Genomic DNA, 16,179 nt, shown 5'->3' with positions numbered 1-16,179 from the left:
AGCTAATTCATGTACATTGCTTATCGTTCGTATGCGTTTTGTATTTCTAGTATAAATGTTGCAATCCCTCGAGCAATACGATGTACTTAGAACTCAGTACTCAAGATTGCGCGGAAAATGTTTGTAATTAGACTTAAAGCAACGCACAAATATGTTGCGCAAATACGTTACAAATAAAGGAGATACAAACATGAGTAGCGCAAATATGGGTAATGTAAGCATGAGTGATTTTGGTATAAACTCTTGGCAGCCAGAAGATAACGTAAACAAAATAGGAAATGTTAGTGAAAATAGCATTAATCAAATTCAAAAGCAGGAAGATAACCTTGCGGAAAATAGTAGCGAAGAGCTTTCACAAGATGAAATTGATGAATTAGCTAAGCAATTAGAAGAATTCTTTACAAAATATATTGTGCTAGAAAATGGCTCTTTTGTTGTAAAAGAAGACGCTATTATTGCAGACGGCTATGGCGATCATATAGAATATTTTCGCAATGCTGCAAAAGGATTAAATCTTTCAATGGAAGATCAACAATAAGCCTAAATCCTTAAAGTCTTAAATCTTTAAAAATCGCTTTCATCAATAGGGTGACCTTGTGGGCGCTTTATTACTCGCCACAAAATCACCAATGTTAAAACGCCATTTGCAATTCCATAGTAATAAATCCAAGGAACGTGAATAAGCCCACAAATAAAGCATGAAATAATATTTATTAAATTATTTGAGTAATTGTTGAGTATTTGCTTATTTTGTGATTCGACTTTTTTGCGCTCTCGCTCAAGAGTCATTATGTAATCTTTGTTGTTCTCTGTATTCTCAACGTCACTACTTATGCTGTTAGCGCCCGCGCCGCTAAGCTTAGATATATTATTTTCTATATACGCATTTTTTGCTTTAATAACGCTTTTGAGCAAGAAAAAATATGTACAAGAATACATTGCAACAGAAAGAAGTCCTAGAACAAGCCACAAAGCGAAAAGGTCAAAGCTACGCATAAAAGCAGCTGCTGAGGCGAAGGCCATCGCAGCTACTTCTGCGGAGTGCAATACTACTAGTCGTTTTGTCATATAATCCTGCTGCAATCATTATTGAATATGAATTTCAACGCAACTAAAAGTCACATATTGTTACTTATTATAACCAAATTTGACTTACATGCATTACTTGTAATCATTTATTACTACACAATTTGCCCTACTTTGCGCGCGTTTATAAAGTAGAATATAAGAAAAGTAGCGTGTGATTGCAAGAAAGCCATTATGCCAAAAACGTATGCAATAGTAGATAACGACCCATTAGTTTTAGCGGTTATGCGAAACGTGCTCAGCAAGCTTTTGCCAAGCGAGTACGTGTGCAAATGGTGTGTAAAATCAGGTGTGCAAGCTTTGAAATATTGCCAAGTGGCAAAAACTACTCCAGATTATATTCTGATAGATATGTCAATGAAAGACATGTCTGGAGTAGAGGTAATACGCGCAATTCGTGAACAAAACAACAGCATTGTTTTAATTGGCATGACTTCGTACGATTGTAGATCCTATGCTTCTATGGTTTCGCAAGTTGGTGGGCAAGCAATGGTTGCTAAAGACAACTTCAAAGGACTAGCAGAAGCTTTGCAATATTGCGATAATCAGCACGTGTATGGCTGCCGTTGTGTTAAAGATGTTGCTTACGATTTTGCTACTCCGCAAGAATCTTTTATTAGGCTTTCTAAATCAAGGTCGCGTAGCGTTTTGCCGCCTCAAGAACTAAAAATCATGGATTTGCTCGCTAAGGGCTACACAACAAATCAGATTGCGGCTCAACTTGGTCTTATGCCAAACACTATTAACACGCATATTCATAGGATTTACAAAAAATTGCATGTTTCTAATCGAGTGCAAGCAATATCCGCATTTGCTGCAATGCAAAATCGTGAGCAAAATAGCAATTTGCAATATTTTAATGATTCGCCGCAGAATCATCCGAATTTTTTGCAAGAAACGGATAATGCATGTTAATGAAAACATTTTCGCGCGTTATTGAGTTGGTTAAAAGCTGGAAAATTCAGCGAACTTTATTCATAATATTGGCGATTCTTGTAGTGTCAATGGATGTGCAATCTTGTAATACAGCTGGTCTGTGGCATAATCCGCAGCAATCTGTGTGCCAATACGTTTGGATGTTTGCAATATTTCTTTTGATTGCTTTTTCGCGTCAAATATCCCTCGTAACTCCGATTTTGTATTGCGTAACGTTAGCAGTACCAGGCGTAAATGCAACTTGCTTTCTTTTTTCGTTGATCGCTAGCATGTTTGTTGCAGGCTTTTACGATTCGTGGAAGTATTTGCTTTGTGCGTACATAGTTTCGCTGAATATTATGTACTTTGCAAAAATGGCGTACATTCCGCTTACTTTTCCTTGTTTTATTCTTATTTCCATGATTTGCGGTTACGTTTTGCGCAAGTATTTGAACATGTTGGAAGAAAATAATCGCGCAAAAATGGATATTGTACGCAGTGAGTTCCAGTCTTATATTGCGTCTATTGCATTGCAATTGCACGACGATGTGAACAATGAGATTACGGATATTACATTGCTTGCGACTGATGCTTTGTATGCCGAGAAAAGTGATCATACAAAAGAGTCGCTAGAGCAGATTGTTGAGCATTCTCGTAATGCGCTTTCTAAAACGCGACTTGTTATTAATCTACTTGAGCAAGCTGAGCATAAGTATGATGATTCTTTAGATTCGAATATTGCTAGTATTGCTGGCACGCAGTTTATTTATGGTTCTAATGGTAATAATTGCATGACTTTGGCTGATTTCTTATGCAATATTCGCGCACGATTGCAATCTGAACGTAAGATTTGTGAGCAGCTTGGGTACTATGGCTCTCTAACAGTAAATGATGAAAGTTCGGTAAGTAACGATTTTGCTGCATCTGCAATAGTTGATGCCGAAAAAGCTCAATGTGCTATTCGCATGTGCAGCGAGTTGCTTACTAATATTCGCAAGCATTGCAATACTAGCGTTGATTTTTCTATGAATGTTATGGTTGATGAGCGCGAATGCAAAATAATGTGTATGAATTCGATTTCGACGTTGAATAAGTTTGGTGAAAGGCTTGTTTTTGGCAAAGGGCTACTATTCCACAAAAAATCTGTGGAACGTTTAGGTGGATCTTTAAGCGCGCAAAAAGATGACGACACTTGGCTGGTCAATGTTGTTATTCCGCTAAACTAGCATCACTCAAATCATGCGTTATTGTGGCAAAAATCGCAAATCTAGCAAAAACTGCCACGATAACGTGTATAACATAGCAACGAAACAGCATTCTACATTGCAAATTAACCGCCTACTTGCATCTGCCATGCAGCAGACACGTCCAAATACTCGATTGAAATAGATTCAAGTACTCGATTAAAGCGCAAGAAAGCACAATAAGTATCTTGCACAATGGCTATTTCTCTACATGAAGCGGAACGTGTACATTAATAATCCACGAATCGCCATCTTCAATAACTTTAAAAGTTCCACCAACGCGTTCCGCAAGCATCTTATGAAAACGCAGTCCATATCCTAATTGCAAGTTAGCAAGAATACCGCGTTGCGCACTATTTATACACGTAATATGACATTCATGGTCATTAAGCATTACATTCATGGCGTATTCTTTAGGCTTTGCAGCGTGCTTTTTTACGTTCGCAAGCAGTTCTCGGCAAATATACTCAATTTGAGCACATTCTTCAAAAGGCAAATGCGTTGATTTCGAATCTTCAGCAGCTAAATCACTATTCAAGTCAATGGAACCAATATAGCCAAGCTTCTCAAATGACTTTTGCTCACCATCAAATAAAACGCGTAATCCTGTACAAAAATCTTCATAACATGTAGTCGATTGCATAACATCGCCAGTGCTTGCAGTTGTAGCATTGTCAAGAAGAGAAATGATATTACGTGCTCTATGAACAGTTGTAGTAGCACGTTGAAGAATCTCTCGCGAATTTTCATGCTCTTGGTCATGAGTCGTTTGAGGTTCAATAGATTGTTGAGCCATCATCATAATGCTGGAAAGTTCATTAGTTACTTCATCGTGCATGCGAATTGCGGCAATAGTGGCATATTTTTGAAAAACGTTGTAACGCTGTGCAAATAACTGTTCCTGCTGTTGGTGAATAGTAGAAATATAGTATTTTACGATTGCGCTAGAAATAAGAACGATAAGAAGCCACCACGCTAACATATGAGCGTTTTGAAAATCGCAGATAATAAAGAACCATGAAGATACTCCGCAAGAAGAAAGCACAGTGTACCAAGGCTGAGTGATTACAGCAATTGCCAAACAGATCAATATGGTAAGCATCATAGATGAGTAGTTGATATTTGGCGCAATAATTACCAACGGCATCCAAATGAGCACAATAAAAGATGCTTTACGAGGCCATATTGCAATGCACAAGCATATTACAATCCATACTATTTCAACTGTAATTGCATGCCAATTAGAATAGTAATGAAGATTATTATAAGAACAAATTTCAAGAATCAAAGTACAACTTATGATTACACCAATTCCAATTTTCTGCCAGGCATCATGCGGCAAAAAATTGATCATACGCGTTAATAATTTCATAACTACCTACTTTTACACGTTAATTTCTTACACGTTATATGTCATGCGAATACTTTGCGAGCGCAGCAAGCGCCTGCATTCGACTTCGGACTTGAAGTTTTCCATAAATACGCCGTAAATGCGTGTTTACTGTTGAAACTTTCACATTAAGCTGATCTGCAATCTCTTTCGTAGAATACCCCTGTTTGCACAAGCGCATAATTTCCGATTCTTGAGGAGACAAAACTGAAGTCTTCGGAAGTTGAGAAATCATATTGAATGATTCTTGCGGAGTGTGAAAATAGTCAATATATTGTGGCAATTCTGGACAACCGTAGCTTGTTGCGCGCGATTGGATGGCTGCAACTACGTCTGCTAAATTATCTTTATGCACTAGCGCTTGACCACCCGACTTAGCAACTTGCAATACGTATTCATCTAGCATGTAGGAAGTAATGCCAATTAAAACAATATTGCTATTGCGCTCGCGAATTGCTTTAATTACATCAACACCACTCATTTCTCTCATTGACATATCTACTAAAAGTACGTCAGGAGTATTTTCTGTAACGCAACGATGAATAGCCTGTTTTGCAGAAGAACACATCCATGCACAAACAAAGTTTTCAGGCAAACGACTTTTCAGAAGAAGTTGCATATATCGCAATACAAGCGTGTCATTATCAACAATTGCGTAAGTAGTGTTCATACAATATATTGTATCTTGTTTTGGAATCCACTTATCAAGAGATGTGCGATTGTATTGTTTTTCTCAAATTATCAAGATTGTACACATTAAAGTGCCATACGCTAGCACTTTCCGTTGGCACACTCCATTCTTCGGTTTTACCATTCGCAGTAAAACGAATTATTTGAGTTGTTGGCTTATTTATAACTTCAAAATTAGTGAGTTGATTCCACGCAATACGACGAAGATACTTATCGTCTAATTTAGCTAGATTACCCGAGCCTAAAATTACATTCGGATTAACAACAATAAACTCATTATTAGTGGCAGCAATAATACGCGCAGCAACGCCTTGCTCTACATAGAATAATTTAGGTAACAAAAATAGTTTGATTAAATCTTTCCACCAAGGGTCGTATTTCATTGTAAATACATACGTCTTATCAACTGAAAGATTGTGATCTTTAAAGTACTTGACGATATCTTCTTCTCGTATACCGCGCAAAGGATTAGTCATAATAAGCACCTCCTTGTGATTCCTGTTTTGTGAATTACCAACATGCTAACGTTCAAATTTTATCTACACAAATAGGCGTACCTATTTTTAACGATAGTGCTTTTAGAAAACTTTTACTATTAGCAGTTTGCATGTTCTCAACAATCAACATTTAAGAATATTTACATTTTGAAGCTATTTTTAAATGTCCGCGTACTTATGGAGTTATCGTGGCAATTTTTGCTAATTTTGCAATTTCTGCCACGATAACGTGCTTAAAAATATAGCGTTGCAATTCTTTGTTGCTTTTACACTACAAAAAATATAAAATATTAGTATGAAAGCAACAGAAGTGAGGCTATTGTGTCAAACAAAGAGATACTCCTTAACTATTTAGATAATAATCATGGAATAATTACATACAAGGATTGTAAAACATTAGATATTCCAACTATATATTTAACTCGTTTGAAAAACGAAGGTGTTCTTAATCGAATTGAAAGGGGGATTTTCCTATCTTCCAATGGTGATTATGACGAATATTACTTCTTTCAATATCGTTATCCACAGGCCGTATTCTCTTATGTTTCAGCTCTTTATCTTCAAGGTTTTACAGATGAAATTCCACAACATTTTGAAGTAAGCGTTCCTAGAGGATATCGTTTTAATAATCCACCCTCAAATTTAGCTATTCATTGGGTTTCAAGATTGTATAGCAAGTTAGGTGTTACTACAACGGCTACCCCAATGGGGAATAAAGTACGTGTCTATGATTTTGAACGTATTATTTGTGATTTTATAATAAACAGAAACAGCATTGATTCTGAACTCTTTGTTAAAACTCTTCAAGCTTATAGTAAGTACAATGGGAAAGATCTTATAAAACTTCATGAGTATGCAACAAAAATGAATATATCCAATAAAATTAAGCAAACACTGGAAGTGCTACTGTGAATAAGGCAAAATTAACAGCATTGTGTCATAAAATGTCTGCAAAGACTGGTTTAACATTTAATTCTGTTATGACTTATTATTTTCTTGAAGTTATTTTGAAAAGATTAAGCCAAAGCCATTATTCAAATCACTATGTTTTCAAAGGTGGATTCCTTCTGTCAAACATAATAGGTATCAATTCCCGCAGTACGGTGGATATTGACTTTCAGTTTCATAAAATGGAACTTTCAGAAGAAAAAGTTCAAAAACAACTGACAGAAGTTTTTGCAAATTCAAAAGATAATATAAGTTTTTCTATTCAGTCTATTACGGCTATTAAAGAAAGCGATGATTATGGAGGATATCGCGCAACAATTTTGTGTGAGCTGGAAAATATTAAACAAATTGTTCATTTGGATATTGCTACTGGTGATGTTGTTACGCCACAGCCAGTAAATTACTACTATAAAGCTATTTTTACTGATGAAACATTCCCAATTATTGCTTATAATGTTGAAAGTATATTAGCGGAAAAGCTTCAGACTATTTATTCACGCAATTTTTTAAATAGTCGCAGTAAAGATTTTTATGATATTTTTATTCTTTTAAAATTAAAAAAGAATGATATTGATTTTTCGCAATTAGTGATAGCTTGCCAAAGAACTTTCTTATATCGTGAAACAGAATTAGATTTTAATAGGATAATTAAGCTTCTAGAGTCTTTTAAAACTGATTATGCGCAAAATCAACAGTGGCAAAATTATTCGAAAAAATATAGTTATACAAAAGGAATAACATTTTCAAGCGTACTTGATGAAATTATAAACTTATTGAACGTTCTTAACGCTAAGCAAAATGATTAAATTTTGTATTCATTGGCGACAAAGCGACAATTTTGGCGACATAAAAATGTCGCTTTGTGTCATATCTCTCATGTTCATTCTTGACAAACTCACACAACAACTTTAATATTTTTAATAAAAGTTTAATTTAATTAAAGTTTTATAGGTTGACGAAAGGGGTGATATGGATCATATTCCAAAATGGATGGCTAATCTCACAGACGAAGATATGTCGTTTATAAAGAACTTTGTATTATCGTCTGGATCGTTAAAAGAAATGTCGCAAATGTATCAAGTCTCTTACCCAACGATGAGAATCAGGCTTAACAAGCTCATTGAAAAACTGCGCATAAGCGACAATGAGCCAGAAGACCCGTTCGTTCTTTTAGTAAAGAGTCTTGCTATTGACGATAAATACGATGTTGATACAGCTCGAACACTCATAAACGAATATAGAAAAAGAAAGGATGAATCATGAGCTATGCATTATTTGGTCCGATAATCGACATTCTTATTGCACTTGCCATATGTGCTTTAGTGTTCTTTATTGCAAGAAGTCTTATTCGATATGCGCATTCTCTTAAGAAAGACGATAAGTCATCTAAGCAGTCTGCAGAAGATAAAAGAATTGCATTACAGGACTTATAAAACACGAAATACCAAGTTATCGTGGCAGTTTTTGCAATTTTTGCAATTTCTGCCACGATAACTCAGTAAGTACGCGGATATTTAAGAATAGTTACAAAATGTAAATATTCTTAAATAATTAAATAAAAAAAAAGAGGTTGCTTATGAAAAGTACATAAGCAACCTGATTAATTAACTAATTAACGAAGCAATGAAACAACTAAGTGACTAGAAATCCCAATCGTCGTCGTCAGTTTCAACAGACTTGCCCATAATGTAGCTGGAACCAGAGCCAGAGAAGAAGTCGTGATTTTCGTCGGCAGCAGGAGAAAGAGCCGCAAGAATTTCTGGGCTTACGTGAGTTTCTTCTTCGCTGTACTTAGCAGGGTAGCCAAGGTTCATCAAAGCCTTGTTAGCGTTATAACGTACGAAGTCAAAAACGTCATCGTGGAAGTCAAATCCTTCGTAAATCTGACCAGAATACTCAACTTCTAAATCGTACAAAGTATCGAGCAAGTTCATAGTGAACTTTTCAAGATTCTTCTTATCGTTCTCGCTTCTAAGCTCCAAACCGCGCTGGAACTTGTAGCCAGAATAGTAGCCGTGAATCGCTTTATCGCGCAAAATCAAGCGAATCATATCGGCAGTGTTCATCATCTTGCCGCGAGAAGCAAAGTAAAGTGGCAAATAGAAACCCGCGTAAAGAAGAAGTGAAGAAAGCATAGTCGCTGCAATCTTGCGCTTAAGTGGATCTTCGCTCTCATACTCGCAAAGCACGGTGGTAACGCGCTGCTGCAAAACGTCGTTTCCAACAGCCCAACGGTAAGCCTCGTCAATCTCTTCGCTAGAGCAAAGGGTAGAGAAAATAGAGGAGTAGGAGCGCGCGTGAATCGACTGCATAAAAGCAATATTCGTGTAAATAGCCTGCTCGTGCTCCGTGCGCGCGTGCTCAATCTGGCAAAGCTCACCAATAGTTGCCTGGCTGGTATCAAGCAAAGTCAAGCCTGTAAAAACGCGAGTAGTGGTCTTGCGCTCAAGATCGGTGAGGGAACGCCAAGAAGGAATATCATTGCTCAGCGGAACTTTTTCTGGAAGCCAGAAGTTAGCAATAAGACGATTCCAAACGTCCAAATCCTTGTCGTCAATAATATTGTTCCAATTAACTGGGCGCACGCGCGAACCGTGATGATAGCGATACTGAGCTGGTGTGATAGAAGCTGCCATCATAGCGTCATCTGCGATTACGCGATTTGTGCCGAAAGGCTTATCGAGGCTACTTCTAAGCTCGGTTGGGCTGAGTTCTGTCATAATTACTCCTGATTCTGTGTTTACGTTTTATAAAATTTTTAAGTTTTTGATTTAATTTGCGAAAGATTTTCAGCGTTACGACTTACAGCGTGCAGCTTACGCAACCTTCGATTTCCGTACCTTCCAAAGCCTTCTGGCGAATACGAATGTAGTAAAGAGTCTTAATTCCCTTACGCCACGCGTAAATCTGAGCTTTGTTCAAATCGCGAGTAGTCGTAGTGTCTGGGAAGAACAAAGTAAGAGACAATCCCTGATCCACATGCTGAGTTGCCTCCGCGTAAGTGTCAATAATTGCCTTCCAACCAATCTCGTAAGCATCCTTAAAGTACTGCATATTGTCATTCGTCATGTATGCAGCAGGGTAGTAGACGCGTCCAACTTTACCCTCTTTACGAATCTCAATGCGAGAAGCAATCGGGTGAATCGAACTCGTGGAATGGTTTATGTACGAGATGGAACCAGTTGGAGGAACAGCTTGCAAATACTCGTTGTAAATGCCATCGCGCAAAATCTCGTCGCGCAACTGCTCCCAGTCCGAAACGGTTGGAATTGCAACGTTAAAACGCGCAAACAAATCGCGAACCTTTTGAGTTTTAGGCTCAAGCGAGCGGCTGCCATCAGTGTACTTATCGAAGTAGTTGCCTTTGCCTGCAGGCTTAGCGTAAGCGCTAGTCTTAAAGCTTGCAAAAGCGTGGCCGCGCTCTACAGCCAAAGCGTGAGAAGCTTTATAAGAGTGGTAGGCAACCGTCATAAAGTACATGTCTGTAAAGTCAAGAGCTTCCTCGCTTCCGTATTGCATGTGCTCTCTAGCAAGGAAACCGTGCAAATTCATTTGACCCAAGCCAATAGCATGGCCTTCTGCGTTTCCGCGACGAATCGAAGGCACAGAATCAATCGAAGTGTGCTCGGATACAGAAGTGAGCGCGCGCACAGCCAAATCAACGCTTGCGCCCAGGTTGCCATCCATTGCCTTAGCAATATTAAGCGAGCCAAGATTGCAAGAAATATCGCGGCCAACGTGACTATAAGACAAGTCAGCGTTATAAGTGCTTGCTTCTTGAGTTTGCAAAATCTCGGAGCACAAGTTACTCATAGTAATGCGGCCCTCAATAGGATTTGTGCGATTTACAGTATCTTCAAACAAAATGTAAGGGTAGCCAGACTCAAACTGAATCTCTGCAAGAGTCATAAAGAATTCGCGAGCGTCGATGTACTTCTTGTGAATACGAGGATTTGCAACCATCTCATCGTAATGCTCGGTAACGGAGATGTCTGCAAAAGGCTTTCCGTACTCACGCTCAACGTCGTAAGGGCTAAACAAAGCCATCTTTTCCTTACGCTTAGCAAGCTCAAAAGTAATATCTGGAATCACAACACCCAAAGAAAGCGACTTAATACGAATCTTCTCGTCTGCGTTCTCGCGCTTAGTGTCGAGGAAACGCATAATATCTGGGTGGTGAGCGTTAATATACACGGCACCAGCGCCCTGACGAGCGCCAAGCTGATTAGCATAAGAGAATGAATCTTCCAAAAGCTTCATAACAGGCACAACGCCGCTCGACTGATTTTCGATGCGCTTAATAGGAGCGCCAAGCTCGCGCAAATTAGTAAGAAGCAGAGCAACGCCGCCGCCACGCTTAGAAAGCTGCAAAGCAGAGTTAATTCCGCGTGCAATAGACTCCATGTTATCTTCCAAGCGCACAAGGAAGCAGCTCACGGCCTCTCCGCGCTGAGCTTTACCAAGATTCAAGAACGTTGGGGTAGCTGGCTGGAATCGGCCTGCAAGCATTTCGTCCAAATAGTTGAGCGCTGCTTTTTCATCGCCATCTGCAAGTTCCAAAGCTACGGCAGCTGCGCGCTGAGCGAAGTTTTCCAAATATTGCTTGCCGTCGAAAGTCTTTAAAGCGTAAGAAGTGTAGAACTTAAAAGCGCCCAAGAATGTGCCGAAAGTGTGGTGAGCGGCCTCAGCGTGCTCATAGAACTTATCTAGAAACTCGTCGCTATATTTGTGGAAAACGTTGCCGTTGTAGTAGTAGTTGCTAATCAAATAGTTCAAGCGCTCGCGAGTGGAAGCAAACTTCATGCTGTGTTCTTGCACGTAACCCGAAACGTAAAGCTTTTCTGCTTCCTGATCTTTATCAAACTGAATGCCTTTTTCTGGGTCAAAAAGGCCGAGCATAGCGTTAAGAACATGGTAGTCGCGGCTGTTGCGAATGCGATCGGCAGTTGTGCTGCTAGCAGTGCTGGCATCGTCAGTGTGATCAAGATTAAGCGAAGTAGATTCGCTCATCGGATCCGTGCTATTCATGGGTTTTATTCCTTTCCTTGTGCGTTGTTTTTGCTTTTCAAACGCTGAATTGTTTTGTTGTTTTTGTTTGTTTATCTTTATTTATCTGCTTCTTTTAATTGCCTTAAAAATCTTGGTATTCCCTGCGCTACTTTTTCTATATCTTCTTGAGTTCCCGTAAGCTCAAACGAATACATGTTTGGAATTGCGCATTTTCCAGCAATTTGACCGCCTGCAGCGCAATATGCGTCTCCAAAATTCGTATTTCCAGAAGATATTACGCCGCGAATAAACGAACGATTTTCGCGATTGTTTAGGAATTTGCGCACTTGCATTGGTATTGCTTTAGAAATATTTCCGCCGCCGTAAGTTGGCACAATCAAAACGTATGGTTCGCGCACGTGCAATTCTGGCTCTTTTGGACGAAGCGGTATGCGATACACGTTCACATTGTTGCTTGGAAAATCGCAATTTTTCACGAATCGTAGTGTGTTTTCGGAGACGGAAGAAAAATAGACTACAGCTCCGATTGATTCGCCTTGTGCGCGCGCTTCTGGCTCGCTTGGTTGTGACATATTTTCTTGATCACACATTTTTATGCTTCTTAATTGCTTTGATTATTTTGACTGCTTTGCATATTTTGATTGTTGATTTTTGACTGCTTTAATCGTTTTGATTGTTATCTTCTAATTGACTTGCGATTTGTGCAATCAAATCTGGGCGATACCCACTCCACGACGAGTTTGGAGTAATCACCACTGGCGCTTGGCGATATCCTGCTGCGCGCAATTGGTCTAAAGTAGAAGGGCTTTGAGTTAAATCTACTGTTTCAAAATTCACGCCTAGCTTAGTGAATTGACGCTTTGTGGCATCGCACTGTGGGCAATGTGGCTTTGTGAAAACTGTAATAGTCACGGTTCGTCTCCCTTCGTTGTGTGTATTGTGCGTATTTAACGCTTTTTCTTTATGATTATTTAAGTTTGTGCTTTTGGGCACGATTTAACAGTCTACTACCACTTAACACTATTTGTAGTGGCGTGTTGTATGGATAATCCCTATATTTAGTGTGTCCAAATTTTGATTATCACGCGTGTCTATAAGATTTAAGCGGTATTTATGCTTTCTAAATAGCGACTAATAAAAGTAAAAATGTAATCTTTATCACAAAATTGCCATTAATGCGCGAGCTATGCAGTACGCCTTGTTATCGCAACAAAAATGCTTGTGCATATAGGCAGATAAACTTTAAAAAGTGTGTTTTGATTGATTAAGTGTTAAAAATAAAACAATCATAAAATAATAAAACGGTTATAAATATTACGATTATAAATATTAAAAGATAGAGGTGCAAAATGGCGGAAACTCAAGCTAGAGCAAATATTGGCGTTGTTGGCTTGGCTGCAATGGGATCGAATTTAGCGCGTAATCTTGCGCATCACGGAAATACTGTTGCTGTTTATAATCGTCATTATTCGCGCACAGAAACCTTGATGAATGAGCACGGCAGCGAAGGTGCTTTCGTTCCTGCTAAAACCGTTGAAGAATTTGTTGCTTCGCTTAAGCGCCCACGCACAGCAATCATTATGGTAAAAGCTGGTGCCCCTACAGACGCTGTTATTGAAGAGCTTGCAAATGCTATGGAGCCAGGAGATATTATCGTTGACGGCGGAAACTCCTACTTTGAAGACACGATTCGCCGAGAGAAAAACATTCGCGCGCGCGGTCTTCACTACGTTGGTTGTGGTGTTTCTGGCGGAGAAGAAGGTGCTTTGCGCGGCCCTTCGATGATGCCTGGTGGAACGGAGGAATCTTGGAAGACGCTCGGCCCTATCTTAAAGTCGATTGCGGCTGTTGCAGAAGGCGAGCCTTGCGTAACGCATATAGGCACTGATGGCGCTGGTCACTTTGTGAAAATGGTTCACAATGGCATCGAGTACTCGGATATGCAGCTTATTGCCGAAAGCTACGATTTAATGCTTCGCGGTTTGGGCATGAAGTCCGAAGACATTGCAGATGTGTTTAGCGAGTGGAACAAGGGCGAGCTTGATTCTTATTTGATTGAGATTACTGCGGATGTGCTTCGCCAGAAAGACGCTAAGACTGGTAAGCCTTTGGTTGAAATGATGGTGGATCACGCTGGCATGAAGGGCACGGGTACTTGGACTGTGCAATCTGCGCTTTCGCTTGGAATCCCTGTAACGGGTATTGCAGAAGCTGTGTTTGCTCGCGGACTTTCTAGCCAAGTTGCTTTGCGTGAAGCTGCTGAAAACCAGGGATTGACTGGCCCAGATATGCATTTTGATTTGAATGATTCTGAGCGTAAGGCATTTATTGAGGATATTCGCCAAGCTTTGTACGCTTCTAAGATTGTTTCTTATGCGCAAGGATTTGACGAGATTGCTGCTGCTGCAATTGAGCATGATTGGAAGATTGACCAGGCTGCTGTTGCTCGCATTTGGCGCGGCGGATGCATTATTCGTGCGCAATTCTTAAACCGCGTTTCCGAGGCATTTGAATCTGGGCAGGCAAGTGTTTCCTTGCTTTTTGCGCCGTACTTTAAGGATGCTATTGAAAAGTCGCAAGCTGCTTGGCGACGTGTTATTGCGCGCGCAGTGGAGCATGGTGTGCCTGTTCCAGCATTCTCCAGTTTGCTGGCATACTACGATGGTTTGCGTTCCAAGCGTTTGCCAGCATCGCTTATTCAAGCTCAGCGCGATTTCTTCGGTGCACACACATACGGTCGCATTGACGAGCCAGGCGTATTCCACACTTTGTGGGCAGAGTCTAATCGCCCAGAAGTAAAGCAAGATTAAAACTAATATAATCTAAAAATAATTCTTGCGTAAGCGTCGCATGTATAGGTTTTGCATGCGACGCCTTGTTTTTACAACACAGAAGCCATGTAGTACGGTAAGTAAAGCAGTTTGCCTTCGCGCTTAATTTCTCCGTGGTGAAGCACGATTCCTTCGCTGCTGGTTTGACTAAAAGCTTCCATAAAGTTTGTAATTGACTTTACACTTTTGCTACTGCCAGATTTCACTTCTACTGGAATAATCTTGTTATTTTTTCGTAAGAGAAAATCTATTTCCATCACTGTTTTTTTGGTATCGGTACTTGTTTTTTTGTAAAAATAAGCATTGTGTCCATTTGCTTTTAGACACTGTGAGACAATATTTTCTATTATCATTCCTTCATTAACATGTAGTTTGTCTAGCAGAATTGCCTTATAAAGTTCATTTTCTAAGTAAGGTCTATCTTTGTATGCTAATGAAGTTAACAGTCCTGTATCCATCATGTAGCATTTGAAGGAAGGGTTGATAGTAGATAGATTTAAAGCTACACTTGGGTCTTCAACGCTGTTTGCAATATTTATTATCATTGCTTCTTCTAGCCAACGTATTGGATCCCTATATTCTTTAATACGCGCGTTGGAATCTACGTGGGATAGCACGTAACGCTTGTCGTGTTTGGAAAGCTCTGCAGGAACTCTATCGAAAAAATTAGTTACGTAAGTAGGGTTCTCTTCTTCCTGATCTTGCATATCTTGCTTATAAAGATTGATTATTTGCTGTTTAGCAAAATCAACCTTCGCAAAATCTTTTGTATCAACGTATGCTTGAACAGCTTGTGGCATTCCACCAACCAGCATGTATTCTCTGAAAGACTTCATTACGCTCTGGTGCATACTGCCCATAGGTTTAAGTGAGTCAAAGTGATCTTTAATAGTAGGGAAAATCATGTTGTTATTGTTCGCTAATAAATACTCTTCATAGTCAAGTGGAAGTACTTCTAGCGTGTACTCTTCTGAGGGTATGAGAATATCCTTGCTTTTCTTTGTAATAGAAGCAAGTGAGCCTGTTTCAATGTAATCATAGCGAGCGTCTTCAAGCAGAGTTTTTATTGCTTGCCGAGCTTGCGGAAATAGTTGTATTTCGTCAAGTATTATAAGAGATTCTCGCTTATAAAGTCTGGTATTGTAAGCTAACTGTATCGTGTTAAATAGAGTATCTAAATCTCTTAGACTGTTTATAAAAAGCTGATTAATATCTTCTTCGGTTTGATCGAAACGAATCAGAATATAAGACTTGTATTCTTCTTTTCCAAGCTTTTCTGCTAACGTCGTTTTACCGACTCGTCTTGCTCCCTTAAGAAAAAGCGCATAATTTGGTGCATATTCATGCTTCCATTTCAGCATTTCTTTGTATATTTTTCTATCAAACATGTGGGTTTTGCGCTCTTTCTTAGATTGTAAATTTGTGTTTGATTTGTTCAAGTGTTACCGAATGCAGTTTTCCCTGTAATTTCAACGGTTTTATAAAGATTTTCGCAAATGCGCCATGTTTTGTCAAGCAGATTTTCGCAAATGCGCCATGTTTTTAGGGGCTGTTTTTCCCAAATGCGC

At 39.3% G+C, this 16,179-nt stretch carries 17 protein-coding genes; 8 read left to right on the top strand and 9 right to left on the bottom strand.

Annotated elements, in window-relative coordinates; all coding sequences use genetic code 11:
* The first annotated feature begins 190 nt into the window (after window positions 1-190).
* A complete protein-coding gene (locus HXT45_RS00195; RefSeq protein WP_421781779.1) occupies window positions 191-538 on the top strand; it encodes a hypothetical protein in 348 nt (115 codons plus the stop codon).
* Window positions 539-564: 26 nt separating this feature from the next.
* Here the strand turns inward: HXT45_RS00195 and HXT45_RS00190 are convergent, their stop codons facing one another.
* Entirely contained in the window at window positions 565-1,068 is a 504-nt protein-coding gene (locus HXT45_RS00190; protein WP_116689307.1) for a hypothetical protein, read from the bottom strand.
* 192 nt (window positions 1,069-1,260) lie between these two features.
* Here HXT45_RS00190 and HXT45_RS00185 point away from each other — a divergent pair, with 192 nt between their 5' ends.
* Entirely contained in the window at window positions 1,261-2,001 is a 741-nt protein-coding gene (locus HXT45_RS00185) for a response regulator transcription factor (protein ID WP_116689308.1), read from the top strand.
* Window positions 1,995-3,227 (top strand): histidine kinase, encoded by a 1,233-nt coding sequence (locus HXT45_RS00180; RefSeq protein WP_116689309.1) that lies wholly within the window; start codon window positions 1,995-1,997, stop codon window positions 3,225-3,227. The genes HXT45_RS00185 and HXT45_RS00180 overlap by 7 nt, the downstream gene beginning before the upstream one ends.
* A gap of 217 nt (window positions 3,228-3,444) precedes the next feature.
* Here HXT45_RS00180 and HXT45_RS00175 read toward each other — a convergent pair whose 3' ends face one another.
* The 3 genes from HXT45_RS00175 to HXT45_RS00165 are packed head-to-tail and all read right to left on the bottom strand — an operon-like array spanning window position 3,445 to window position 5,801.
* Window positions 3,445-4,617 carry a hypothetical protein gene (locus HXT45_RS00175; protein WP_060785829.1) on the bottom strand — a complete coding sequence of 391 codons (1,173 nt, stop codon included), beginning with the start codon at window positions 4,615-4,617 and terminating at the stop codon, window positions 3,445-3,447.
* A gap of 34 nt (window positions 4,618-4,651) precedes the next feature.
* Complete coding sequence (locus HXT45_RS00170; protein ID WP_004131589.1) at window positions 4,652-5,305, bottom strand: response regulator transcription factor; 654 nt, start codon at window positions 5,303-5,305, stop codon at window positions 4,652-4,654.
* A gap of 34 nt (window positions 5,306-5,339) precedes the next feature.
* Window positions 5,340-5,801, bottom strand: coding sequence for a hypothetical protein (locus tag HXT45_RS00165; protein ID WP_004131591.1), 462 nt, complete (start codon window positions 5,799-5,801; stop codon window positions 5,340-5,342).
* A gap of 342 nt (window positions 5,802-6,143) precedes the next feature.
* On the opposite strand from HXT45_RS00165, the gene HXT45_RS00160 reads away from it, so the two are divergent.
* The 4 genes from HXT45_RS00160 (at window position 6,144) to HXT45_RS00145 (ending at window position 8,203) form a co-directional block, all read left to right on the top strand.
* Complete coding sequence (locus HXT45_RS00160; RefSeq protein WP_116689310.1) at window positions 6,144-6,734, top strand: type IV toxin-antitoxin system AbiEi family antitoxin domain-containing protein; 591 nt, start codon at window positions 6,144-6,146, stop codon at window positions 6,732-6,734.
* Window positions 6,731-7,576 (top strand): nucleotidyl transferase AbiEii/AbiGii toxin family protein, encoded by an 846-nt coding sequence (locus HXT45_RS00155; protein ID WP_116689311.1) that lies wholly within the window; start codon window positions 6,731-6,733, stop codon window positions 7,574-7,576. The genes HXT45_RS00160 and HXT45_RS00155 overlap by 4 nt, the downstream gene beginning before the upstream one ends.
* Before the next feature lie 163 nt (window positions 7,577-7,739).
* Window positions 7,740-8,033 carry a DUF2089 family protein gene (locus HXT45_RS00150; protein ID WP_020759138.1) on the top strand — a complete coding sequence of 98 codons (294 nt, stop codon included), beginning with the start codon at window positions 7,740-7,742 and terminating at the stop codon, window positions 8,031-8,033.
* Entirely contained in the window at window positions 8,030-8,203 is a 174-nt protein-coding gene (locus HXT45_RS00145; protein WP_004110365.1) for a hypothetical protein, read from the top strand. Before HXT45_RS00150 ends, HXT45_RS00145 begins: the two co-directional genes overlap by 4 nt.
* Before the next feature lie 207 nt (window positions 8,204-8,410).
* Here the strand turns inward: HXT45_RS00145 and nrdF are convergent, their stop codons facing one another.
* The 4 genes from nrdF to HXT45_RS00125 form a co-directional block, all read right to left on the bottom strand.
* Entirely contained in the window at window positions 8,411-9,490 is a 1,080-nt protein-coding gene (gene nrdF, locus HXT45_RS00140; protein ID WP_004131599.1) for a class 1b ribonucleoside-diphosphate reductase subunit beta, read from the bottom strand.
* An 82-nt stretch (window positions 9,491-9,572) separates the two neighbouring features.
* Window positions 9,573-11,798, bottom strand: a complete 2,226-nt coding sequence (gene nrdE / locus HXT45_RS00135; protein WP_116689312.1) for a class 1b ribonucleoside-diphosphate reductase subunit alpha — start codon at window positions 11,796-11,798, stop codon at window positions 9,573-9,575.
* Window positions 11,799-11,875: 77 nt separating this feature from the next.
* On the bottom strand, window positions 11,876-12,370 hold the full coding sequence (gene nrdI, locus HXT45_RS00130) for a class Ib ribonucleoside-diphosphate reductase assembly flavoprotein NrdI (RefSeq protein WP_116689313.1): 495 nt from the start codon (window positions 12,368-12,370) through the stop codon (window positions 11,876-11,878).
* 70 nt (window positions 12,371-12,440) lie between these two features.
* Window positions 12,441-12,692: a glutaredoxin family protein gene (locus tag HXT45_RS00125; RefSeq protein WP_016635882.1), complete on the bottom strand. Its 252-nt coding sequence runs from the start codon at window positions 12,690-12,692 to the stop codon at window positions 12,441-12,443.
* Window positions 12,693-13,129: 437 nt separating this feature from the next.
* Between HXT45_RS00125 and gndA the strand changes: the two genes are divergently transcribed.
* Window positions 13,130-14,590: an NADP-dependent phosphogluconate dehydrogenase gene (gndA, locus tag HXT45_RS00120; protein WP_116689314.1), complete on the top strand. Its 1,461-nt coding sequence runs from the start codon at window positions 13,130-13,132 to the stop codon at window positions 14,588-14,590.
* A gap of 71 nt (window positions 14,591-14,661) precedes the next feature.
* Here gndA and HXT45_RS00115 read toward each other — a convergent pair whose 3' ends face one another.
* A complete protein-coding gene (locus HXT45_RS00115) occupies window positions 14,662-15,999 on the bottom strand; it encodes an ATP-binding protein (protein ID WP_116689315.1) in 1,338 nt (445 codons plus the stop codon).
* Between the last annotated feature and the right edge of the window lie 180 nt (window positions 16,000-16,179).

Origin of the sequence: Gardnerella sp. DNF01199S, assembly GCF_049244155.1 — a bacterium.
Classification (GTDB): Bacteria; Actinomycetota; Actinomycetes; order Actinomycetales; family Bifidobacteriaceae; genus Bifidobacterium; species Bifidobacterium piotii.
The sequence above is the reverse complement of the archived record's forward strand: the minus strand, read 5'-3'. Positions and strand labels throughout refer to the sequence as shown.